Raw genomic sequence first — 18,967 nt, forward strand, 5'->3', positions numbered from 1 at the left:
TACCAGTACCGGGTTGACCGGGCCCGACGCCCTCTTCGGCACATCGACAACCAGGTCGCCAAGGCCGAGAACGCCGTCGCCGGCAAGACAGCGGTCAAGCGGAACCGGTACGTGCACTTGACCAGAGCGACCAAAAGCATCAGCCACGCCCTGGCGGCCACGAACCAGCTGGACACGGCCAGGACGGCGAACAGCGCTTCATCACCCCCCCCGACCCCCTACCCGACGACCTCCAAGCCGCCCTCGACGCCATCCAAGACACGCACTAGATGCACTGCCCAGGGACGTTGATCAACGTCGAGTGGATGTCCCCTCTCTCTCCGGCACGAGAAGGAGAAGATTGTTCATCATTCCTAAGATAGCGGACCGCTGTTCGGGATCCGCCAGGCGATCCGCGAATTCTTCAAGCATCTGGCTCACTTCGTCGCCCTCCCGCCTCCCGTCACCAGTGGAAGGAGAGTCGGTCTGGGATTCCAGCTGCGCCAGCACCTTTCCAATCCCTACGGGTACGTAAGCCCTGCCCACTGCACCTCTCGGCACGGTCCAATGGGCTTAGTTTGTCAGAGAAATGACAGATCGCAGGAGCTGCCCAACAGGTACTGTCACCAAGCGAGGGATCTTGAGCAGGGGGCGATGAGCCGTTCCGGACGCGGAGGCCGAAACCGCCCGGGACTGCCCGTGCAGCCGCTCAGCAGGTCGTGACATATCCTCACCGTCCACCCTGCGACATACCGCGCCGACCACCTACTACGCAGCCGACTTCATGCACACTCGTGCGACAGCCTGGTCAGGCGGCGTCCGCCCTCCGCGTGAACTTCACATCCAGCCTTCGATCAAGGGCTCGCGCTAGCCGTTCGAGGACAGCAAGGGTCGGCACGGTGCCCCCAGCTTCGAAGCGGGCAACCGCAGACTGAGTCATGCCGGCAGCCCGTGCGAGCTGACTCTGACTCCAACCGTTTCGCTCCCGAAGCTCTCGCACCTCCCGACCGAGCTCAAAGGCAAGCCGTGCCGCCTCGTACGCCTCAGCTGCACCCGGTTCGGCCATCCGGCGTTCCCGCAGTTCATTCCAGTCGACGCGATCACTCATTACTCTGCCCCCTCGATCACGGTATGCCGTTCAGCCGCGCAGCGCTCAAGCGCCCGGCGAGCCCGCTCGACCTCTCGGTCCTCCCGCATCCGCGTCTTACGAAAGACTGTCAACAGGATGATCCTGCGGCGGGAGGCTATCCAGTACGTCATACGCACCGCGTCGCGGTCCAGGTAAAAGCGCAGCTCCCGCAGCTTGCCATCGAGCTGCTTGGTGTACGGCTCCCCTAGCAATACGCCCTGAGCAGCAAGCAGATCGATGTAGAAAGCGGCTCTCGCGAAGTACTCGGCCGACAATCCCTCCAGCCAGTCTCGGACCTCTGGTTCCAGCTCGACACTACCCCAGTCCATAGCACCGATGCTATGGACTTTCAGGCTTCCGCTACTGCTTTCCGACCTGCGTGTCGAGACCGATAGGGGACAGCGCTGGAGAACAGAGATCGTTAGCCTGCCTCGGTGGCCGATCATGACACCGGGCTCTACGAGCACATAATCACCCAGGAGCTTGCTGGACGGCTTCAAGGCGTGGACCCGGCCCTGATACAGCGGGCCAAGCTTGATCCCGCCGACGCGCACGACATTTTTGCCAAGCACATCGCGATGTTGGCCCAACGGGCGCTGCTCGCGGTCGGCGGTGGCGATGACGAACTCGCCCGCCAGGTCGACCTGGTCAATCGCATCGCCCAAAGCATCGCCCTGCTGGAGCCACGGGCAGTCAGCGCCGATGACCAGGTCGCCGATGCCGAGCGTCTGCTGCACGCCATCGCAGCCCCGCCGCCTCCGCCCGCGCAGCCCAGCTTTCCGCCCCGGCCCACTACTCCGCTCTCCACCGGCGCGCTACTGGTCAATGGTCGGAACCAGCCGCGCATCGGGCACGAGGTCGCCTACGAGATGGCCTCGGCGGATTCCGTCGACCTGCTCTGCGCGTTCATCAAGTGGGGTGGCCTGCTTCAGGTGCAGGGCGCCATCCGGGAGCTGATCGAGCGGGGCGGGCGGCTGCGGGTCATCACCACGACGTACCTCGGCGCGACCGATCAGCGGGCCCTCAACCGACTTGCCGAGTTGGGCGCCGAGATCAAGGTCTCCTACGAGACCCGGACCACCCGGCTGCACGCCAAGGCGTGGCTGTTCCGCCGCCGCACCGGCACCACCACCGCGTACATCGGCTCGTCCAACCTGTCGAAGACCGCGCTGCTCGACGGCCTGGAGTGGAACGTACGGATCTCCAACCTGGAGCAGCCGTACGTAATCGATACGTTCGCCGCCACGTTCGAGGACTACTGGAACGATCCGGCGTTTGAGGAGTACGACCCGACCAGGGACGGCGATCGGCTCCGGGGCGCGCTGCGCGGGGAGCGCCGCGACGGCGATGCGCCAATCGAGATCGCCAACCTGGATGTGCGGCCCTACCCGTACCAGGCCGAGATTCTGGCCGACCTGGACGCCGAGCGGCAGGTGCACGGGCGGCACCGGAACCTCGTGGTGATGGCGACCGGCACCGGCAAGACCGTCGTGGCCGCGCTGGACTACCGGCGGTTACATCGCCGAGGGCAGGTTGACTCGCTGCTCTTCGTCGCTCATCAGGAGCAGATCCTGCGGCAGAGTCTGGCGACGTTCCGGCAGGTCATGGGAGACGGCAGCTTCGGCGAGATCCTCGTCGGGGGCCAAGAGCCGCAGCACTGGCGGCACGTCTTCGCCTCGATCCAGTCGCTGCACCGGCGGGAGGTTGACCCCGAGGCGTACGACATGGTGATCGTCGACGAGTTCCACCACGCCGAAGCGCCGACGTACGCCCGTTTGCTGGAGCGGCTGAAGCCGCGCGTACTCCTGGGATTGACCGCGACTCCTGACCGCAGCGACGGCGGCGACGTGCGGCGGTGGTTCGCTGGCCGCGCCGCCGTTGAGCTGCACCTCTGGGACGCGCTGGAGCGGCAGTTGCTGGCGCCGTTCCAGTATTTCGGCCTGCACGACGATGTTGACCTGTCGCAGCTGCGGTGGAAGCGCGGGCAGGGATACGACCCGACGGAGCTGGACGGCGTCTACACCGGCAATGATGCTCGGGCGCGGATGGTGCTGCGGGCGGTAGGCGACATGGTCGACGTGCAGCGGATGCGGGCGCTCGGGTTCTGCGTGAGCATCGGGCATGCCGAGTTCATGGCGGAGTGGTTCGGCAGGCACGGTGTGCCCTCGGCCGCGGTGACCAGTCAAAGCGCCGATCGGCACGCCCTGCTCAGGGACTTCAAGAACGGCACGCTGCGGGTACTTTTCACCGTCGACCTGTTCAACGAGGGGGTCGACCTGCCGATGGTCGACACGATCCTGATGCTGCGGCCCACCGAAAGCGCCACGATCTTCCTTCAGCAGCTCGGCCGTGGACTGCGCCTGGCCGACGAGAAGCCTTGCCTGACCGTGCTCGACTTCATCGGCGGGCAACACGCCAACTTCCGCTTCGACCTACGCTGGCGCGCTTTGACCGGGGTCAGCCGCCGCGCGATAACCGATGCCGTACGCGAAGACTTCCCGTCCCTGCCCAGCGGCTGCCACATCCAGCTCGACCGGGTGGCCAAGGAGATCGTGCTTCGCAATCTCAAGTCAGCCGTGCCGACCTCGAAGACCGGGCTGGCGAAGGAGTTGCGCCTGCTCGGGGAGGGCAGCCTTGGCGAGTTCCTGCACGAGGCGGGCGTGGAGATCGAGGACGTCTACCGGTCGGCGAGCATCGGCGGGTGGACCGGGCTGCGGCGGCTCGCCGGGCTGGAAGCCTCACCGGGCGGGGCGCACGATCGCGGGTTGGGCCGGGCGATCGGGCGGATGCTGCACCTGGACGACCCGGACCGGCTCGACCTGCTGGCCCGGGTGGCGGCCGGCGAGGCTCCGGAGGTCGGGCGGCTCTGGGACATGCTGCACTTCGACCTCTGGGGGCCGGACGCGCCACTCACCGAACGGGAAGATCGCCTGGCGTGGCTGCTCGCCGAGCCGGCGCGCTGCCGGGAGATTCAGCAGGTGGTGGAGGTGCTGCGGGACCGCATCCACCGGGTCACCGCGCCGGTCGACGGGCTGCCGCTGCGGGTGCACGCCCGGTACAGCCGCAACGAGGCGTGCGCCGCTTTCGGCATGTCGAAGCCGGGTTCGCTGCGCGAGGGTGTGAAGTGGCTGGAGTCCGAGCGGGCCGACATCTTCTTTGTCACTCTGGTCAAATCGGAGCAGCACTACTCCCCCACCACGATGTACGCCGACCGGGCCATCACCGAGACCCTGTTCCAATGGGAGTCGCAGAGCACCACCTCGTCGGCATCGCCGACCGGGCAGCGCTACATCCACCACGCCGAGCGGGGCTCGACGGTGCACCTTTTCGTCCGGGAGACCCGGATTCCGGACCGCGACCTGGGCGCACCGGCCTACCTGTACGCCGGCCCAATGACCTACCAGGAACACACCGGCGACCGCCCGATGCGCATCGTCTGGCGGCTGCACCACCCACTGCCCGCCGACATGTACGCCGCCGCCCGCACCATCGCCGCCTGACGGCGGCCGGCAGATGACGCTAAGCGGCCCGCCCGTCACACGGCCGCCGTCCAGACCGAAGATTCCGCCACCCAGGTCCGTCCGGCGGCAGCCCCGGTCAAAGCCGGATCGGCGAACGCGGACACCCGTTGCAGCACCTCGCCGAAGTCCTGCGGAAGGCGGTCATCAAGCAGGTGTTTGCGCCGCCAGGCCGCCCACCGTGACTGCGCGAACGCGGCGTAGCCGTCGAGAGCATGGCTCAGCGGCTCGATCGTCACCTCACGATATTCGGCTACCCGCTGCACAGCTGTCGTCAGCTTGTTGCCGTCGACATTGTGCCGGCCCGCCAGCAGATAAACGTCGGCGAAGTCGCGCCAGCGGGTATTCGCCTCGCCCCGTTGCAACGCCGTCACCAACTTCTCCGCGTACACCATCGGAAGCGAATATCCGGTCACCACCAACTCGTCATCAAGCAACCGTGGCAGCTTGATCGGCTGCGGTTCAGGCCAGATCGGGTCGCCGACGTTGATGTCGACGTGAAAGGTCAGCCGCGCCGCGGCGAGACGGCCGGTGAGGCTGACGCGTACCCCCGCGTAGACGTCATCGTCCCGGATCGTTCCGCAGTTGCGGCCGGCGCGTCGAAGACCAGGCCGTCGTCGAGTTGCTGGCTCGCAATGCTTCGGACGATGCCGAGTACCTGGTCACTGTCATTCGAGATCCAACGCCCCTGAAGGTCTACATCACGGGCCGGCCGTCGGGCGGCATAGGCGGCCAGCAGCACCCCACCTTTGAGTACGAGGTTGTCCGCGTACGGGGATCGGGCCAGGCGAGCGAGGAAGCCTTCCAGCGCGTAGACCTGGTGCAGCTCGTCAGTGGGACGTCCGGTGCGCCGGGCGAGGTTCTGGAGGTCGAGGTAGGCGCGGCCGGCGGCGGTGGCGCGGGTCGGACGTACAGTCACAGCAGGATCTCCAGTGCTTCTCGGAGCGGCCGCTCAGCCTTGGGAAACCGCCGAACCATGGCCAGCAGCTTTGATGGTGATGCGTCGCGGCGCCTCAGCCATCGCCGCAGCGCCACGTACGCCAGTTCCGACCCCTCCCGATGGCGCAGGCGAACGGCGTCGATGATGCTTCGTTCGGGGCTGTATAGCCCGATCGAAGTCTCCGGATCGAGTGGCAACTCAGTGCGGCCGACCTCGAACGTAGCTGGGTCGAACAGATGCCAGACGACGGGGGCTGAGGTGATGGGCCGGTGCCGCCCACGGGGCAGAGCGACATCGATGCGGGAGGGAATCTCGTCAGTGAGGCCGTGCCGGGCCAGGGCGGTGGTCAGGCACAGCGTGGCCGATGGCGCACGGCGGGTGATCTCGATGAGATCGATATCCGCCATCTCGGCGTCATGGCGCCGGTAAAGACCCCTCCCAACAGCTGCGATGAGTCCTTGATCCCGCAGCCGGTAGAGCTGCCACTCAGAGAGACCAGCCTCCAGAGCCTCGGAGTAACTGAAAGTGGCTGGAAGCATGCCAAGCGGCATGCTCCCGGCCTCCGATCCGTCCCCCACCCGCACAGGGAAATTCTATACAGGTTGCCATCACCTGTAGTGGATTTCCTTGGCAGGGCCGGGAGGAGCCCGAATCCCCGCTCAAGCTGGATCGCGCCAGACAGACGCTGATATGAGCATCACCCAGCTTTATCCCCTGTTCAAGGGTGGTCTCAGCCGTTCAGGTAGGCGATGACGGCGAGCACCCGGCGGTTGTCGTCATCCGACGGGGGCATGCCGAGCTTGCTGAAGATGTTGTTTATGTGCTTGCTTACCGCCTTCTCGGTGACGAAGAGCCGGCCGGCGATCGCCGCGTTCGAGCGGCCCTCGGCCATCAGGCCGAGCACCTCCCGCTCCCGTGCCGTAAGCCCGCCCAGCCGGTCGCCGCCCGCGTTGCGGGCCAGCAGTTGGGAGACCACCTCGGGGTCCATCACCATGCCGCCCGCGGCGACCCGTTGGATCGCGTCGATGAACTGGCCGACGTTCGAGACCCGGTCCTTGAGCAGGTAGCCGACGCCGCCGTTGCGGTCGGCGAGCAGTTCGCGGGCGTAGAGCTGCTCGACGTGCTGGGAGAGCACCAGGATGGGCAGGCCGGGCAGCTCGGTGCGGGCGGCGAGCGCGGCTTGCAGGCCCTCGTCGGTGAAGGTGGGCGGCAGGCGTACGTCGAGGACTGCGACGTCGGGCTTGTGTCGGGTGAGGGCGGGCAGCACGCTCGGCCCGTCGGCGACCGCCTCGACCACCTCGTAACCGTATGCGTCGAGGATGCGGATCAGGCCGTCCCGGAGGAGGGCGAGATCCTCCGCGATGACAACTCGCACGGCAGCTCCATGGTCACGATTGTGGGTCCGCCGGGCGGACTCGTCACGGTCATCGTGCCATCGAAGGCGGCCAGCCGGCGGCGCACTCCCGCCAGGCCGCTGCCTGCCTGCGGCGAGGCGCCGCCGCGCCCGTCGTCGCCGACCAGGATGTGCAGCGCGCCCTCGCGGTAGGCGAGGTTTACCCAGGCTCGCTCGGCTCCACTGTGCTTGGCCATGTTGGCCAGCAGTTCGGCCACCGCGAAGTAGGCCGCGGACTCGACCGCCGCCGGCGGGCTGCCGGGCAGCTCCAGGTCGAGCTCCACGGGCGTGGTGATGGTGAGGGCGAGGGCGCGTACCGCCCCGTCCAGGCCGCGTTCGGCGAGCACCGGCGGATAGATTCCGCGTACGAGATCACGCAGCTCGACAAGCGCCTGGCCGCTGGCCTCCTGGGCCTCGCTGAGCAGCCGCGCCGCCTTGGCCGGGTTTCGGGTCAGCAGTTCCTCGGCGAGTCCGATGCTCATCCGCAGCGCGACGAGCCGGGCCTGCGCGCCGTCGTGCAGGTCGCGTTCGATGCGGCGCAGCTCGGCGGCCTGGGTGTCGATGGTGTCGGCGCGGGTGGCGGCGAGGTGCCGGACCTGGAGCGCCAACTGCTGGGCCCGGGTCGGGGCGAGGAAGAGACCGGCGAATCTGAAATGCAGCCGGATCACCCAGGGGGCGGCGGCCAGCCCGCCGCCGAGGATCAGCCAGCCCTGGAGTACCGAGAGGTACGCCTTGACGAAGGTGTCCATCGGCCAGAAGACGCCGTAGCCGTACCAGTCGGCGACGAAGTAGAGCACCAGCGGCACCAGCAGGACGCCTTCGAGGCCGTAGAACGGCAGCACGAGCGCCAGCAGGCAGAGCGCGCCGGTGATCGCGCCGGGCAGCAGCCAGGCGAAGTCCCGCCAGGTGGCCGGGTCCGTCACGGTCCAGCGGAACCGCTTCCAGATGCCCAGCCGGCCGTCGGTCGGCACGGGCCGGTACGGCGACGGGATCGCTGCCCCGCTCCACCGGCTCAGCCGGCGTTGCAGGGTCAGCGCCCGGCGCACCAGCGCGGTCACCGCCGGGAAGAGGACCAGCCCGATGCCGAGCGCCGGGATCAGCGCGAGCGACACCACCGACAGCGCGAAGAGCACCAGGTTGACGGGCAGGCAGAGCAGCGCGACCACCAGGCCCTGCCCAGCGGCGGTCACGCCGGGCCGCGCCCAGCGCCACACCACGGCAGGTACGGAGCCGTCCACGGCACTCATTCTGCGTCATCGGCGGACCAGCGATCGGTAGTGCTAACACCACCGCCGGACACGCCCTGACACTCCTGTCCTCCCCGCGCCGCCCGCGAAGGATCGAACCATGACCGTGACCGTGGAAAGCAGGCTCGTCGGCCGCCGTGGCAAGTACCTGGTGCTCGTCTTCTGGCTCGCCCTGATCGCGGCGGCCGGGCCGCTGGCGCTGAAGGTGACCGAGGTGCAGGACAACAATGCCCTCGGCGCGCTGCCGGCCAGCGCCGAGACCACCCGGGCGGTGCAGCGGGCGGAGGCGGCGTTCCCCGACTCGCAGGAGTCGCTCGCGGTGGCCGTCGCCGTCTACGCCCGGGAGAGCGGGCTCACCGACGCCGACCACGCCAAGGTCGAGGCGGACCGGGCGGTCTTCGGCCGGTACGTGAACGGCGGGCAGGTGCCGCCGGCGGTGCCCAGCGAGGACGGGCGGGCCCTGCTGCTCTCCTTCCCGGTCGCCGGTGACTCCGATCAGCGGACCGAGTCGGTCGTGCAGATCAAGGAACGGCTGGCTGACGACCCTCCGGGCGGGTTGCAGACCGCCCTGACCGGGCCGGCCGCCGCCGACGACGATCTCCTTGAGGCGTTCGACGGGATGGACGCGACGCTGCTGCTGGCGACCGCCGGCACCGTCGCGCTGCTGCTGCTCATCACGTACCGCAGCCCGGTGCTCTGGTTGATTCCGCTGGCCACGGTGGCGATGGCCAGCCAGCTCGCCAACGCGGTGGTCTACCTGCTCGGCAAGCACGCCGGGCTGGCGGTGGACCTCCAGGGTCAGAGCATCCTGACCGTGCTGGTCTTCGGTGTCGGGGTGGACTACGCGCTGCTGCTGATCGCCAGGTACCGGGAGGAGCTGCGCCGGCACGCCGACCGGCACGCGGCGATGGCCGTCGCGTTGCGCCGGTCGTACGGTGCGATCGCCGCCTCGGCGGCCACCGTCTCGCTCGGCCTGCTCTGCCTGCTCGCCGCGGACCTGCCCTCCACCCGGAGCCTCGGGCCGGTCGGTGCGGTCGGCATCATCACGGCGTTCCTCGCCATGACCACGCTGCTGCCGGCGGTCCTTGTCATCTTCGGGCGGTGGCTGTTCTGGCCGTTCGTGCCGAAGTTCTCGCCGGAGGCGGCCGAGTCGGAGGCGGCCACCCAGCGCGGGGTGTGGCACCGCATCGCCAACTTCGTCGGGCGGCGGCCGCGCGGGGTGTGGCTGGGCACGGCAGCCGCGCTTGTCGCGCTCACCTTCGGCATCGGCAACCTGAGCATCGGCCTGCCCAGCGACGAGACCTTCACCACCGAGGTCGGCTCGATCACCGGCCAGCGGATGATCGAGGCGCACTACCCGAGCGGTACGGTCGCACCCGCCGAGATCCTGGCCGCCGCCGGCTCGGCCGACCAGGTGGTCGCCGCCGCGCGTACCGTGCCGGGGGTGGCCGAGGTCGGTACGCCGGAGACCTCGCCGGACGGCCGGTGGGTACGCGTCGAGGCGGTGATGGCCCACGCGCCGGACAGTGACGGGGCGCAGGCCACGGTCGAGAAGCTGCGCGCGGCGGTGCACGCCGTGCCGGGTGCGCAGGCGCTTGTCGGCGGGGACAGCGCGCACCTGCTCGACGAGGACCGCACGATCAGCCGGGACAACAAGCTGGTGGCGCCGCTGGTGCTGGCGGTGGTCTTCTTCGTCCTGGTGCTGCTGCTGCGTGCCCTGGTCGCGCCGCTGCTCCTGCTGGCCAGCGTGGTGCTCTCCTACCTGGCCGCGTTGGGTGCGGCCGGGCTGATCCTCGACGCGCTGGGCTACCCGAAGCTCTTCGTCGGGCTTCCGTTGCAGACGTTCCTGTTCCTGGTCGCCCTCGGCGTGGACTACACCATCTTCCTCGTCACCCGCGCCCGGGAGGAGGCGACGCGGCTCGGGCACCGGCAGGGCGTGCTGCACGCGCTGAGCGCCACCGGCGGGGTGATCACCAGCGCGGGCATCGTGCTGGCCGCCACCTTCGGCGCGCTGAGCGTGCTGCCGCTGGTCCCGTCGGTGCAGACGGCGATCATCATCAGCGTCGGCGTCCTGCTCGACACCTTCCTGGTCCGCAGCCTGCTCGTCCCGGCGCTGGCCCTGGACGTCGGGCCGCGTACCTGGTGGCCGGGTGTTCTGGCCCGGCGCAGCGCCCGGCCGTCGGTCACCCCGTCGGCCGAGCGGGTGCCGGTGGGATCGCAGTAGTCGGCACCGCCCCAGCAGGCGCCGGCCGTACCTGATCGCAGGTGCGACCGGCGCCCGTCTGTCCGGTCAGAGCCAGTACGTGTCGTGGCGGATGAAGAACTCGGTGCGCTCCTCCTCGCTCATTTCCGCCAACCCGGCCAGCCCCTCGAAGTAGCCTTCCCGAGGCGCTCCCGGCGCGAAGTGCAACAGCATGGAGGCGGGCTCTCCCGACTCGTTGCGGAATGCGTGCACGCCGCCCTCGGGCACGTGGACGAAATCGCCCGGGACCGTGTCGATCCACCGGTTGCCGTCGAAAATCCGCACCGAGCCGGCGAGGATGAAGAACGATTCCGAGATGGAGCGGTGGAAGTGCGGCGCCGGGCCGCTCGGGGTCGGGCCCATGTCCCAGCGGTAGAGGCCGAACTGCCCGTTGGTGGCGGCACCGGTCGCCAGATAGTGCGCGCCGCCGCCGTTGGCGAAGGTCAGTTCGGGCGCGGTCCCGGCCGGCCGGTACGTCGCGTTGATTTCGCCGCCGTCGCCGAGGTATCGGGGTTCCGGATAGGACATTTGACCACCTTCGCATTCGGCACGGCACGCGGCAGGGCGCATCCAGGGGGACGTACCTCTTGCCTGATCGATGTCTGCGTGCACAGGATACGGAGACGCTCGATCAGCGCGCGTAGATCGGTCGGCGCCGGTTCGTCCGGTGGTCGGCCGGGTCTTCCATCGACGAGGAGGTTCCATGGCACGTCGCCGCATTGCGGGGATTGCAGCCAGCGCCATTGTCCTACCCTTGCTCTCCGTCGTCGCCCAACCGGCCACGGCGTCGGCCGCTCCGAGCACGGAGGCGGCGAAGCCCGCTCCCGCGCCGGCCACCGGGCTCGCCAACGACGTCCGCGAGCTCACCCGGAAAGACTTCACCTTCAACGGCAAGCCCATCGAGACGGTCACCCAGTATCAGCCCCGCGCCCAGGCACGCTCGCAGGCAAAGGCCGCCGCGGAGACCCCGCCGGTCGGGACCGTACGCCAGTGGATGGCGCTCGACGACTACCAGGGCATCGTCTACCTGAAGGATTTCACGCTGCGTGGCGTGGGCGACAACATCGAGGTGTGGGTCGCCAACGACACCGAGTTCCCGGTGGGCGACTGCCGCCGGCAGGTCGCGAACTCCACGACGGTCACCGACCAGCAGGTCGCGGACCTGGTCCACGAGTTCGACACGAACATGTACCCGAAGTCGGTGGCCGCGTTCAGCACCCCGCCGGACCGGGACGGCAGCAACGCGATCCTGTCGGGTGACTTCACCGGCGCCGGCAACCGCACCGTCACGCTTGTCGACAACGTCCGGGACGACAACTTCTACGAGTTCCCGGCGTTCCCGAGCTACATCGCCGGGTTCCACTTCTCGTACTTCAACGAGATGCTCGACCGCAACATCATGACGATCGACGCGTACGACTGGGCGCACCGCACCGGCGCCAACCCGCCGAACGAGCCGACCGACGACCTGTGCACCAGCCGCCCGGCCCGCCCGCAGCTGTACGAGGGCACGTTCATCCACGAGTGGCAGCACCTGGCGCACTACTACGCCGACCCGTTCGAGACGGTCTGGCTCAACGAGGGTCTCGCCGACTTCGCCCAGACGCTCGCCGGCTACGTCGACGCGCGGGCCCGGGTCGACCAGCCCGGCGCGGACGGCCACATCTACTGCTTCCAGGGCTTCGGCATCGTGCAGACGGACTACAACACCAATCCACGGGACTGTGGTGGTCCGGAAAACTCGATAAACCTCTGGAACGAGGGAAGCAACGCAAGCGGCGTGCTGGCCGACTACGGCAACGTCTACTCGTTCGTACTCTTCCTCTACGACCGCTACGGCCTGGACTTCATCTCCCGGCTGCACCGCGACGGCGACCTCCAGGGGTTGGCCAGCCTTGAGGCGGCGCTGAAGGCCGAGGGCGTCAAGGACATGTACGACGTGATCCACGACTACCAGACGATGAACCTGGTCGACCGGGTCGTCGGCAACTCCAAGCTCGGCATCATGCTCGGCAAGGACAAGCGCAAGGTCACCACGGCCAGCCTGAACGCCACCGTCAACCTGGACAACCCGGCCTCGTACGCGACCCCGGGCGCGGCACCCAACGGCGCCGACTACGTCCAGCTGCGCAAGGCCAACGGCAAGCCGCTCGGCCGGGGCGACCTGCGCTCGATCAAGTTCCAGGGCGCCAAGACGCTGCCGGCGATCCCGCTGGCCTGGACGACGGTGGGCAACGACCCGGACCGTCCGGGCAACTCGGTGCTCTGGTCCGGCAACGCCAGCAGCACCGACGCCGCCGCGGTCACCGAGGTGACGGTACCGGCCAGCGACCCGACGCTTACCTTCCTCGCGAAGTACGGCGCCGAGGCCGGCTACGACTACGGCTATGTAAGCGTCTCCACCGACGGCGGCGAGACCTACACCCCGATCGCCGGTGACAGGACGGTCACCGGTCCGCTCGGCCCGGCGCTCAACGGCACCACCAACGGCTTCGAGCCGCACTCGTTCGACCTGTCCGCGTACGCGGGTCAGCAGATCCTGCTCAGCTTCCGGTACGTAAGCGACGGTGGCGTCAACGAGGGTGGCCTGCTGATCGACGACATCGCCGTGGGCGGCACGCTGGTCAGTGACGGGTCGAGCCTGGCGCCGTTCGACTCGCCGTCGGAGATCTCCCCGGTCCCGGTGGCGAACTGGAACGTCCGGTTCGTCGGCCTGGACGAGAAGAACAAGATCGCCTACCAGTACGAGGTCGACGGCAAGTCGAGCTTCACCCTCGGTGCGGCCCCGACGCTGGCGCTGCTGGCCTTCCCGAAGGTGGTCGCCATCGTCGCCTACGACGAGCCGACCGAGCAGCAGTCGCAGTACGCCCCGTACACCCTGAAGGTCAACAACGTCCTCCAGCCCGGCGGTGCTCCGCTGAGCTGACCGACGCCCGACCCGGGACTCCCGGCACCGCACCCGCGGTGCCGGGAGTCCTCGTCTGCGGACCTGTCGGCGCGGACGGTGAGCACGTTGCGCTGCACGGTGCAGTCGATGCTGTCGGGGCCGACGCCGCTCTGGCGGGACCGGGGCTGCGAAGGCTCCCGTCTGCTCGGCTCCTTTCGGGGAAGGTGCGGCGAAGGGACGCCGTACGCCTGCCCAGCTGCATAACCTGGCGAAGGGAGATGACCGCGGATCCGTCGGAGGACGCCGTGACCAACGAGATCGGTGCCGCCCTGGCGGGCGTGCAGGAGGTCGAGCTGACCGTGACCGGCCGCCGGACCGGGCGGCAGATCTCCCGTCCGGTGTGGTTCGTGCAGGAGAACGACAACATCTTCCTGGTGCCGGTGACCGGCTCGGACAGCGAGTGGTACAAGAACGTCCGGCAGACCCCGATGGTCCAGTTGGCCGCGAACGGGACGTCACTGAGTTCCAGCGCCACCCCGATCACCGAGGCCGACCGCGTCAACCACATCGTGGCGATGTTCCGCGACAAGTACGGCGCCGACCAGGTCGAGTCGTACTACCCGAAACACAACGTAGCCGTCCAGGTTCCCCTCGGCTAACCCCCGCATTTCCCGCGTCGATCATGACGTTAGCGGCACTAGTTGATCTTCAAACTGCCGCTAACCTCATGATCAACGCGGCTGGGCCTAGGGGTGGCCGGGGCGGGCCAGGGTGAGCACGATGAGCAGCGACCCGGCCGCCGCGCCGACCACCACCACGGCCATCGGCAGCGCGCTGCCTTCCCCGCCGAGGCCGACCAGGGGGGCGGCGCCGGCGGCGACCGCGGCCTGGATGCCACCGAGCAGGGCCGCTGCGGTGCCGGCGTGGGCGGCGTGCCGGTCCAGGGCCAGGGCGGTGCCGTTCGGCATCACCAGGCCGAGCGAGCCGAGGAAGACGAAGAGCGCGACGATGACCAGGGGCAGGACGTCCAGCAGCGCCCCGGCGAGCAGACCGAGTGCGGCGGCCAGCCCGATGCCGAGACCGACGATGAGCAGTGGGCGCGGGTCGTGCCGGTCGAGCAACCGGGCGTTGAGCTGGCCGACGGCGACGAAGGCGAGGGCGTTGACGCCGAAGACGAGGCTGAACGTCCCGACGGAGAGGCCGAAGACGTCCTGGAGGACGAACGAGGAGCCGGAGAGGTAGCCGAACAGCCCGGCGAAGGCGAGGCCCTGGGTCAGCGCGTACCCGAGATAGCCGCGGTCGGCGAGCAGCGCGCGGCCGGCGGCGGCGGTGGCGGCCAGGCCACCGGTGTTGCGCCGGGCGGCGGGCAGGGTCTCGGGGAGCCGCCACGCGACGACGCTGGCGAGCAGGGCGCCGACGACGGTGAGGGCGACGAAGATGCCACGCCAGCCGCCGAATCCGAGCAGCAGGCTGCCGAGGGCGGGGGCGGCCATCGGGGCGAGGCCGAAGACCAGCACGAGCCGGGAGAAGTACTTCGCGGCGGCCCGGCCGGCGTAGAGGTCGCGGACCACGGCGCGGGCCACGACGGTGCCCATGCCGCCGGCGAAGCCCTGGAAGAAGCGCGCCGCGGCGAGCGTCTCCGCGGTCGGCGCGAGCGTGCAGACCAGCGACAACAGGGCGTACGCGGCGACGCCGACCAGCACCGGCCGGCGCCGTCCCCAGCGGTCGCTGAGCGGACCGGTGACGAGTTGCCCCAGGGCCATGCCGACCAGGCAGGTGGTCAGGGAGAGCTGGATCTGTGCCTGGCTGGCGCTCAGGTCGCGGGTCATCTCGGGCAGCGCCGGCAGGTAGGTGTCAAGCGACAGCGGCCCGATCGCGGTGAGGCTGCCGAGCAGCACCAGCAGCCCGAGGGCGGCCCGGCCGGTGGGTGCGGCGACCCGCTCCGGCGTGGCGGCGGAGGGCGTGGCGGTCTGCGGCATCCGGTTACAATAGCTCTGCCTACAGAGGCATTCAGCTGGGAAGGGTCGCACTGTGACGGACGAGACGCTCGGCGAACTCAGCACCGCCGTGGGCGACCTGCACCGGGTGCTGCGCCGCACGGCCAACCAGCGGGTGGGTCGGGTGGCCCTGCCGGACGCGCAGGTGGAGGTGCTGCGGCTGGTGCAACGGCAGCCCGGAATCAGCGTCCGGGAGGCCGCCGAACGCCTCGGCACGGCGGCGAACACGGTGAGCACCCTGGTCCGCGAACTGACCACGGCCGGTCTGCTGAGCCGGGAACGGGATCCGGCCGACCGGCGTACCGTGCGGCTGGGGCTGACCGAGGTGGCGTGGGAGCGCATCGCCGAGTACTCGCAGCACCGGCGGGACCTGCTCGCTGCGGCGTTGGCCGAGTTGGACGCCGGGGACCGGGAGCGGCTGCTCGTCGCCGTGCCGGCGCTCCGCTGCCTGGCCGACCGCGCTGCCGCAGCCGCCGCCCAACGCTGAACAGCCGCCGCGCAGGCTGCGTGGCGGCTGTTCAGTCTTGGCATCGCGATGGGCTACTCGATGGCGGCGAGTTCGACCGTCACCGTGTTGTCGACGGGCGTCGCCTCCGGCAGCACGCCAACCGGCCAGAACTTCGCGCCCACCTCCAGAGTGGCGGAGCCGCCGAGGTCAGCCGCAGACCTGTCGGCCGGTGCTGAGACCACCAGGGTGAAGCTGCGCTGCTCGCCCGGCATGAACCGCCCGCCGGGCACCGCCAGGTGCTCCAGCCAGTCGGCCGGGCCACTGTCCGGCTCGGTGGCCCAGAGCTGCACGCCGTTGGGCAGCGTGACCCCGCCGACCCAGAGGTTGTCGTGCGCGGCGTCGCCGGACCAGCGGACCGTCACCGGCACCCGGCCGAACCAGCGTCCACCCGCTCCCCGGGTCATGATCGCGCCGTCCGCCGAGATCGACGCATCGGCCTGTGCGTCCGGCGTGTACCGCCGAGCCGGCCGCAACTCCCCCTCCGTCGACCGGAACAGCGTCCCGAAGGTGTCCGTGCCCGCCGCCGCCGGCTGCCCGGCGACCGTCGCCTCGATCGTCCCCCGCCCGGCACGCATCGGGTACGAGCGGACGGTGGTGAGGACCTCGAAGGTCAGGAAAGCCTGCCGCGTCTCGCCCGGTTGCAGGTAGAGCGGCGGCGAGCAGTCGAAGGTCCGCCGGCCATCGACCAGGTCGTCGTACGGCAGGCAGGGCGCGTCCGGGCCGGCGGTGCGGAACGAGCCGGCCACCGGCTCCAGGATGTTCAGGCTGAAGCTGGTCGGTGCGCTGCCCCGGTTGGTGACGGCGACCGGCAGCGTGCCCCGGTAGCCGCGATCGGTCGGGTCGAGGATCAGGCGTCCCGCCTGCACCGAGGCCCGGGCCCCGGGCGCAGCGACGGCCGGACCGGTGGCAGCGGGGCTCGCGGCGGCCGGTGCAGCGGTCGCCACCGCCCCGACGAGGGTCAGTGCCGTGGCGGCGAGCGCACCGGCCAGCGGTCGGCTGAGCAGATTCTGCATGGTGTCCTCCCGTGATGACGCGGCCTGCTGCCGCGCCGTACCGAAGACACCCGTAGACACCGGAACGGGTTGCGGGCCGTCGAGTCGGCCAACCGACAGCCCGCGACCACCACGCCGGACGATCGGCGACTCCCATGACCGCCCATCAGACCAGGCCCGATTAACCCCGGCAACGACCTACCGGGTGACGTGCGTCCCGCCGTTTCTGTCACACCCCGGCCCTAGCGTCAGCACACGTCCGAGTTTCATCCACCCGCCCTTGACGGAGACAGCAGATGCTCGACCATCTCGGCATCCAGGTCCGTGACCTCGACGCCAGCATCGCCTTTTACGACGCCGTCCTCGCCACCCTCGGCGCCCGGCGGATGCTGCAATATCCCGAGGCCGTCGGCTACGGCGACAGCAGTCCCGACTTCTGGCTCAGCCCGGGCGGTGAGGTGTCCGAACGGGAGAGTCACATCGCCTTCACCGCTCCCGACCGGGCGGCGGTGCAGGCCTTCCACGACGCGGCGGTGGCGGCGGGTGCGCAGGTGCTGCACGCACCCCGGGTCTGGCCGGAATACCACGCCAGCTACTTCGGCGCGTTCGTCCGCGACCCGGACGGCAACAACGTCGAGGCGGTCTGCCACGCACCCGAGTGAACCCGCCCGCCGGGTGAGCCAGTCGGGAGGTCTGCCCGGGTTCCTGTCCGCCGGTCAGGCCAGCAGGGTGCGGCGGACGCCGCCGTGCCGGCCGCAGGCCCGGGAGCTGCCACCGGCGAGGCTGACCTTGCCGTTCGCGCACTCCACCAGGTAGCCCCGGCCGTCCCAGAAGCCGGGCACGCAGTCGAAGTGGTCGCACACCTCGCGGGCGGGCTCGCGGATCTTGTCGCCGGCGCAGAAGCCGTAACCGAACGGGTTGGCGGGCGCACCGCAGCGGGGCTCGGTGGTCGAGCCGGCGGCCGGCTGCGCCGTGGCGTCACCGTTGGCGCGGGGCGCATCCGGCCTGCGTGCCGCCGGCTCCTTCGAGGTGCCCGTGGCCGCTCCGGCGGGGGCGCTCGTGGCCGGCTGCTTCGACGTGCTCGTGGCCGGTCCCTCGGCGCTGGTCACCGCGGTCGCGGGAATGGCGGCGACCGCGGTCTCCCGGCCGGTCGGGCCCGACGGGCCGACGTTGGCGAGCACGAGCGGCACCGTCACGGCCAGCCCGGCGGCGACCACCGCGGTTCGCCGGCCACCGGGAATCAACGCCGACAACCGGGCCTGGCCGGGCGTGGCGATGCCCGGCCGCGACGGGCGGGCATCGGCGTGTTCAGCGGTCAGCTCGTCGAGTTGGGCGATGACGACGTCCCGCTGCTCGATCGCGTCGGCGAAGGCCAGCGTGAGCACGAACCGGAACTCGGCCGCCGCGTCGGCGGGCAGCAGCACCCCCGAGGTGCGCCGCCGATCCAGCACCTGGATCAGCGTGACCGGCGTCTGCGGGTCGTGGGCCAGGCCGGTCATCCGCCCGTACGCCCAGTCCCGCCGGCCTCGACCGCCGAGCAGCACCAGCCGCCGGTTGGTGATCACCGCCATCCCGGCGTCGGTGACCCGGACCCCGTCGGGCAGCCGGTGCCGCAGCCGGTTGGTCGACGGGCCCACGGCCAGATCGGGGGCGGGCAGCACGGCGGTGTGCCGTACCTCCACCAGTTGTGCGGCCGGCACCACCCGCAGCACGCTCTCGTCCGGGGTCAACTCCAGCGGCAGGCCGTTGCCGGCCGCGGCCGAGCCGTGACACTGCTCGGCGAGCGTACGCAGGCGGCGGAGTTCCTCGTCGCGTCGCCGCCAGGCTTCCTCGTCGCTGCGGAACAGCCGCAGCCGGCGCTCGTTCTGCCGGCGCGCCCACCGGTACCGCCATGTCGAACCCGTCGAATCAGTCCTTGCCACGCCGACTCCTTCGCCGCGCATGCCACCAACCGCAGGCCACCAGATGGGGTGTCACAGTGTTAACGGCGTCGAGCACCGCGATGGCACGGCCAACTAGGGACGAATTACCCGATCGGTGGATTAAAAAGGACGGGATGGTGGTTTTGCCACCATCACCTGTCTCCCGGTCCACCTGTCTGGCGACGGCTGTGACATAACCGGCATCTGGCGCGC

At 69.8% G+C, this 18,967-nt stretch carries 17 protein-coding genes and 1 pseudogene; 7 read left to right on the forward strand and 11 right to left on the reverse strand.

The features are described 5' to 3' along the window. A pseudogene (locus tag AC507J_RS24765) lies at positions 1–159 on the forward strand (IS1634 family transposase); the annotation flags it as partial. A 628-nt stretch (positions 160–787) separates the two neighbouring features. On the opposite strand, the gene AC507J_RS24770 reads toward AC507J_RS24765, so the two are convergent. Together AC507J_RS24770 and AC507J_RS24775 are read right to left on the reverse strand one after the other, a co-directional pair. Next, the gene (locus AC507J_RS24770; protein ID WP_496291592.1) at positions 788–1,087 is read right to left on the reverse strand and encodes a helix-turn-helix domain-containing protein; all 300 of its coding nucleotides are present in this window, start codon (positions 1,085–1,087) and stop codon (positions 788–790) included. Further along, positions 1,087–1,437 carry a type II toxin-antitoxin system RelE/ParE family toxin gene (locus AC507J_RS24775; protein ID WP_496291593.1) on the reverse strand — a complete coding sequence of 117 codons (351 nt, stop codon included), beginning with the start codon at positions 1,435–1,437 and terminating at the stop codon, positions 1,087–1,089. The genes AC507J_RS24770 and AC507J_RS24775 overlap by 1 nt, the downstream gene beginning before the upstream one ends. 105 nt (positions 1,438–1,542) lie before the next feature. Between AC507J_RS24775 and AC507J_RS24780 the strand changes: the two genes are divergently transcribed. Then, complete coding sequence (locus AC507J_RS24780; protein WP_496291594.1) at positions 1,543–4,608, forward strand: DEAD/DEAH box helicase; 3,066 nt, start codon at positions 1,543–1,545, stop codon at positions 4,606–4,608. A 35-nt stretch (positions 4,609–4,643) separates the two neighbouring features. On the opposite strand, the gene AC507J_RS24785 is transcribed toward AC507J_RS24780, so the two are convergent. The 5 genes from AC507J_RS24785 to AC507J_RS24805 form a co-directional block, all read right to left on the reverse strand. Next, positions 4,644–5,201, reverse strand: coding sequence for a nucleotidyl transferase AbiEii/AbiGii toxin family protein (locus AC507J_RS24785; RefSeq protein WP_496291623.1), 558 nt, complete (start codon positions 5,199–5,201; stop codon positions 4,644–4,646). After that, positions 5,132–5,545 (reverse strand): nucleotidyl transferase AbiEii/AbiGii toxin family protein, encoded by a 414-nt coding sequence (locus tag AC507J_RS24790; protein WP_496291595.1) that lies wholly within the window; start codon positions 5,543–5,545, stop codon positions 5,132–5,134. The genes AC507J_RS24785 and AC507J_RS24790 overlap by 70 nt, the downstream gene beginning before the upstream one ends. After that, complete coding sequence (locus AC507J_RS24795; RefSeq protein WP_496291596.1) at positions 5,542–6,150, reverse strand: type IV toxin-antitoxin system AbiEi family antitoxin domain-containing protein; 609 nt, start codon at positions 6,148–6,150, stop codon at positions 5,542–5,544. Before AC507J_RS24795 ends, AC507J_RS24790 begins: the two co-directional genes overlap by 4 nt. A gap of 146 nt (positions 6,151–6,296) precedes the next feature. Continuing rightward, positions 6,297–6,941, reverse strand: a complete 645-nt coding sequence (locus AC507J_RS24800; protein ID WP_496291597.1) for a LuxR C-terminal-related transcriptional regulator — start codon at positions 6,939–6,941, stop codon at positions 6,297–6,299. Then, positions 6,893–8,206 (reverse strand): sensor histidine kinase, encoded by a 1,314-nt coding sequence (locus AC507J_RS24805; protein WP_496291598.1) that lies wholly within the window; start codon positions 8,204–8,206, stop codon positions 6,893–6,895. Before AC507J_RS24805 ends, AC507J_RS24800 begins: the two co-directional genes overlap by 49 nt. 100 nt (positions 8,207–8,306) lie before the next feature. Between AC507J_RS24805 and AC507J_RS24810 the strand changes: the two genes are divergently transcribed. After that, complete coding sequence (locus AC507J_RS24810) at positions 8,307–10,430, forward strand: MMPL family transporter (protein WP_496291599.1); 2,124 nt, start codon at positions 8,307–8,309, stop codon at positions 10,428–10,430. Positions 10,431–10,496: 66 nt separating this feature from the next. Here the strand turns inward: AC507J_RS24810 and AC507J_RS24815 are convergent, their stop codons facing one another. Further along, a complete protein-coding gene (locus tag AC507J_RS24815) occupies positions 10,497–10,976 on the reverse strand; it encodes a cupin domain-containing protein (protein WP_496291600.1) in 480 nt (159 codons plus the stop codon). Between the two features lie 226 nt (positions 10,977–11,202). Between AC507J_RS24815 and AC507J_RS24820 the strand changes: the two genes are divergently transcribed. Next, positions 11,203–13,374 (forward strand): peptidase M6 immune inhibitor A, encoded by a 2,172-nt coding sequence (locus AC507J_RS24820; RefSeq protein WP_496291601.1) that lies wholly within the window; start codon positions 11,203–11,205, stop codon positions 13,372–13,374. A 266-nt stretch (positions 13,375–13,640) separates the two neighbouring features. After that, positions 13,641–13,994 carry a nitroreductase/quinone reductase family protein gene (locus tag AC507J_RS24825; RefSeq protein WP_496291602.1) on the forward strand — a complete coding sequence of 118 codons (354 nt, stop codon included), beginning with the start codon at positions 13,641–13,643 and terminating at the stop codon, positions 13,992–13,994. An 87-nt stretch (positions 13,995–14,081) separates the two neighbouring features. Here the strand turns inward: AC507J_RS24825 and AC507J_RS24830 are convergent, their stop codons facing one another. After that, complete coding sequence (locus AC507J_RS24830; RefSeq protein ID WP_496291603.1) at positions 14,082–15,314, reverse strand: multidrug effflux MFS transporter; 1,233 nt, start codon at positions 15,312–15,314, stop codon at positions 14,082–14,084. Positions 15,315–15,366: 52 nt separating this feature from the next. On the opposite strand from AC507J_RS24830, the gene AC507J_RS24835 reads away from it, so the two are divergent. Further along, a complete protein-coding gene (locus tag AC507J_RS24835; RefSeq protein WP_496291604.1) occupies positions 15,367–15,819 on the forward strand; it encodes a MarR family winged helix-turn-helix transcriptional regulator in 453 nt (150 codons plus the stop codon). Between the two features lie 53 nt (positions 15,820–15,872). Here the strand turns inward: AC507J_RS24835 and AC507J_RS24840 are convergent, their stop codons facing one another. Further along, positions 15,873–16,853, reverse strand: coding sequence for a hypothetical protein (locus tag AC507J_RS24840; RefSeq protein ID WP_496291605.1), 981 nt, complete (start codon positions 16,851–16,853; stop codon positions 15,873–15,875). 275 nt (positions 16,854–17,128) lie between these two features. Between AC507J_RS24840 and AC507J_RS24845 the strand changes: the two genes are divergently transcribed. After that, positions 17,129–17,494, forward strand: a complete 366-nt coding sequence (locus AC507J_RS24845; protein ID WP_496291606.1) for a VOC family protein — start codon at positions 17,129–17,131, stop codon at positions 17,492–17,494. A gap of 54 nt (positions 17,495–17,548) precedes the next feature. Here the strand turns inward: AC507J_RS24845 and AC507J_RS24850 are convergent, their stop codons facing one another. Then, the gene (locus AC507J_RS24850) at positions 17,549–18,754 is read right to left on the reverse strand and encodes a hypothetical protein (protein WP_496291607.1); all 1,206 of its coding nucleotides are present in this window, start codon (positions 18,752–18,754) and stop codon (positions 17,549–17,551) included. Positions 18,755–18,967 lie beyond the last annotated feature (213 nt).

The sequence above is a fragment of the Micromonospora sp. PRAS1 genome, assembly GCF_059553435.1.

Excerpts from the sequence above, each read along its gene's own strand:
- AC507J_RS24775 (WP_496291593.1), bottom strand. The coding sequence starts at position 1,437 with ATGGACTGGGGTAGTGTCGAGCTGGAACCAGAGGTCCGAGACTGGCTG.
- AC507J_RS24815 (WP_496291600.1), bottom strand. The coding sequence starts at position 10,976 with ATGTCCTATCCGGAACCCCGATACCTCGGCGACGGCGGCGAAATCAAC.
- AC507J_RS24845 (WP_496291606.1), top strand. The coding sequence starts at position 17,129 with ATGCTCGACCATCTCGGCATCCAGGTCCGTGACCTCGACGCCAGCATC.
- AC507J_RS24840 (WP_496291605.1), bottom strand. The coding sequence starts at position 16,853 with ATGCAGAATCTGCTCAGCCGACCGCTGGCCGGTGCGCTCGCCGCCACG.
- AC507J_RS24810 (WP_496291599.1), top strand. The coding sequence starts at position 8,307 with ATGACCGTGACCGTGGAAAGCAGGCTCGTCGGCCGCCGTGGCAAGTAC.
- AC507J_RS24830 (WP_496291603.1), bottom strand. The coding sequence starts at position 15,314 with ATGCCGCAGACCGCCACGCCCTCCGCCGCCACGCCGGAGCGGGTCGCC.
- AC507J_RS24805 (WP_496291598.1), bottom strand. The coding sequence starts at position 8,206 with ATGAGTGCCGTGGACGGCTCCGTACCTGCCGTGGTGTGGCGCTGGGCG.
- AC507J_RS24770 (WP_496291592.1), bottom strand. The coding sequence starts at position 1,087 with ATGAGTGATCGCGTCGACTGGAATGAACTGCGGGAACGCCGGATGGCC.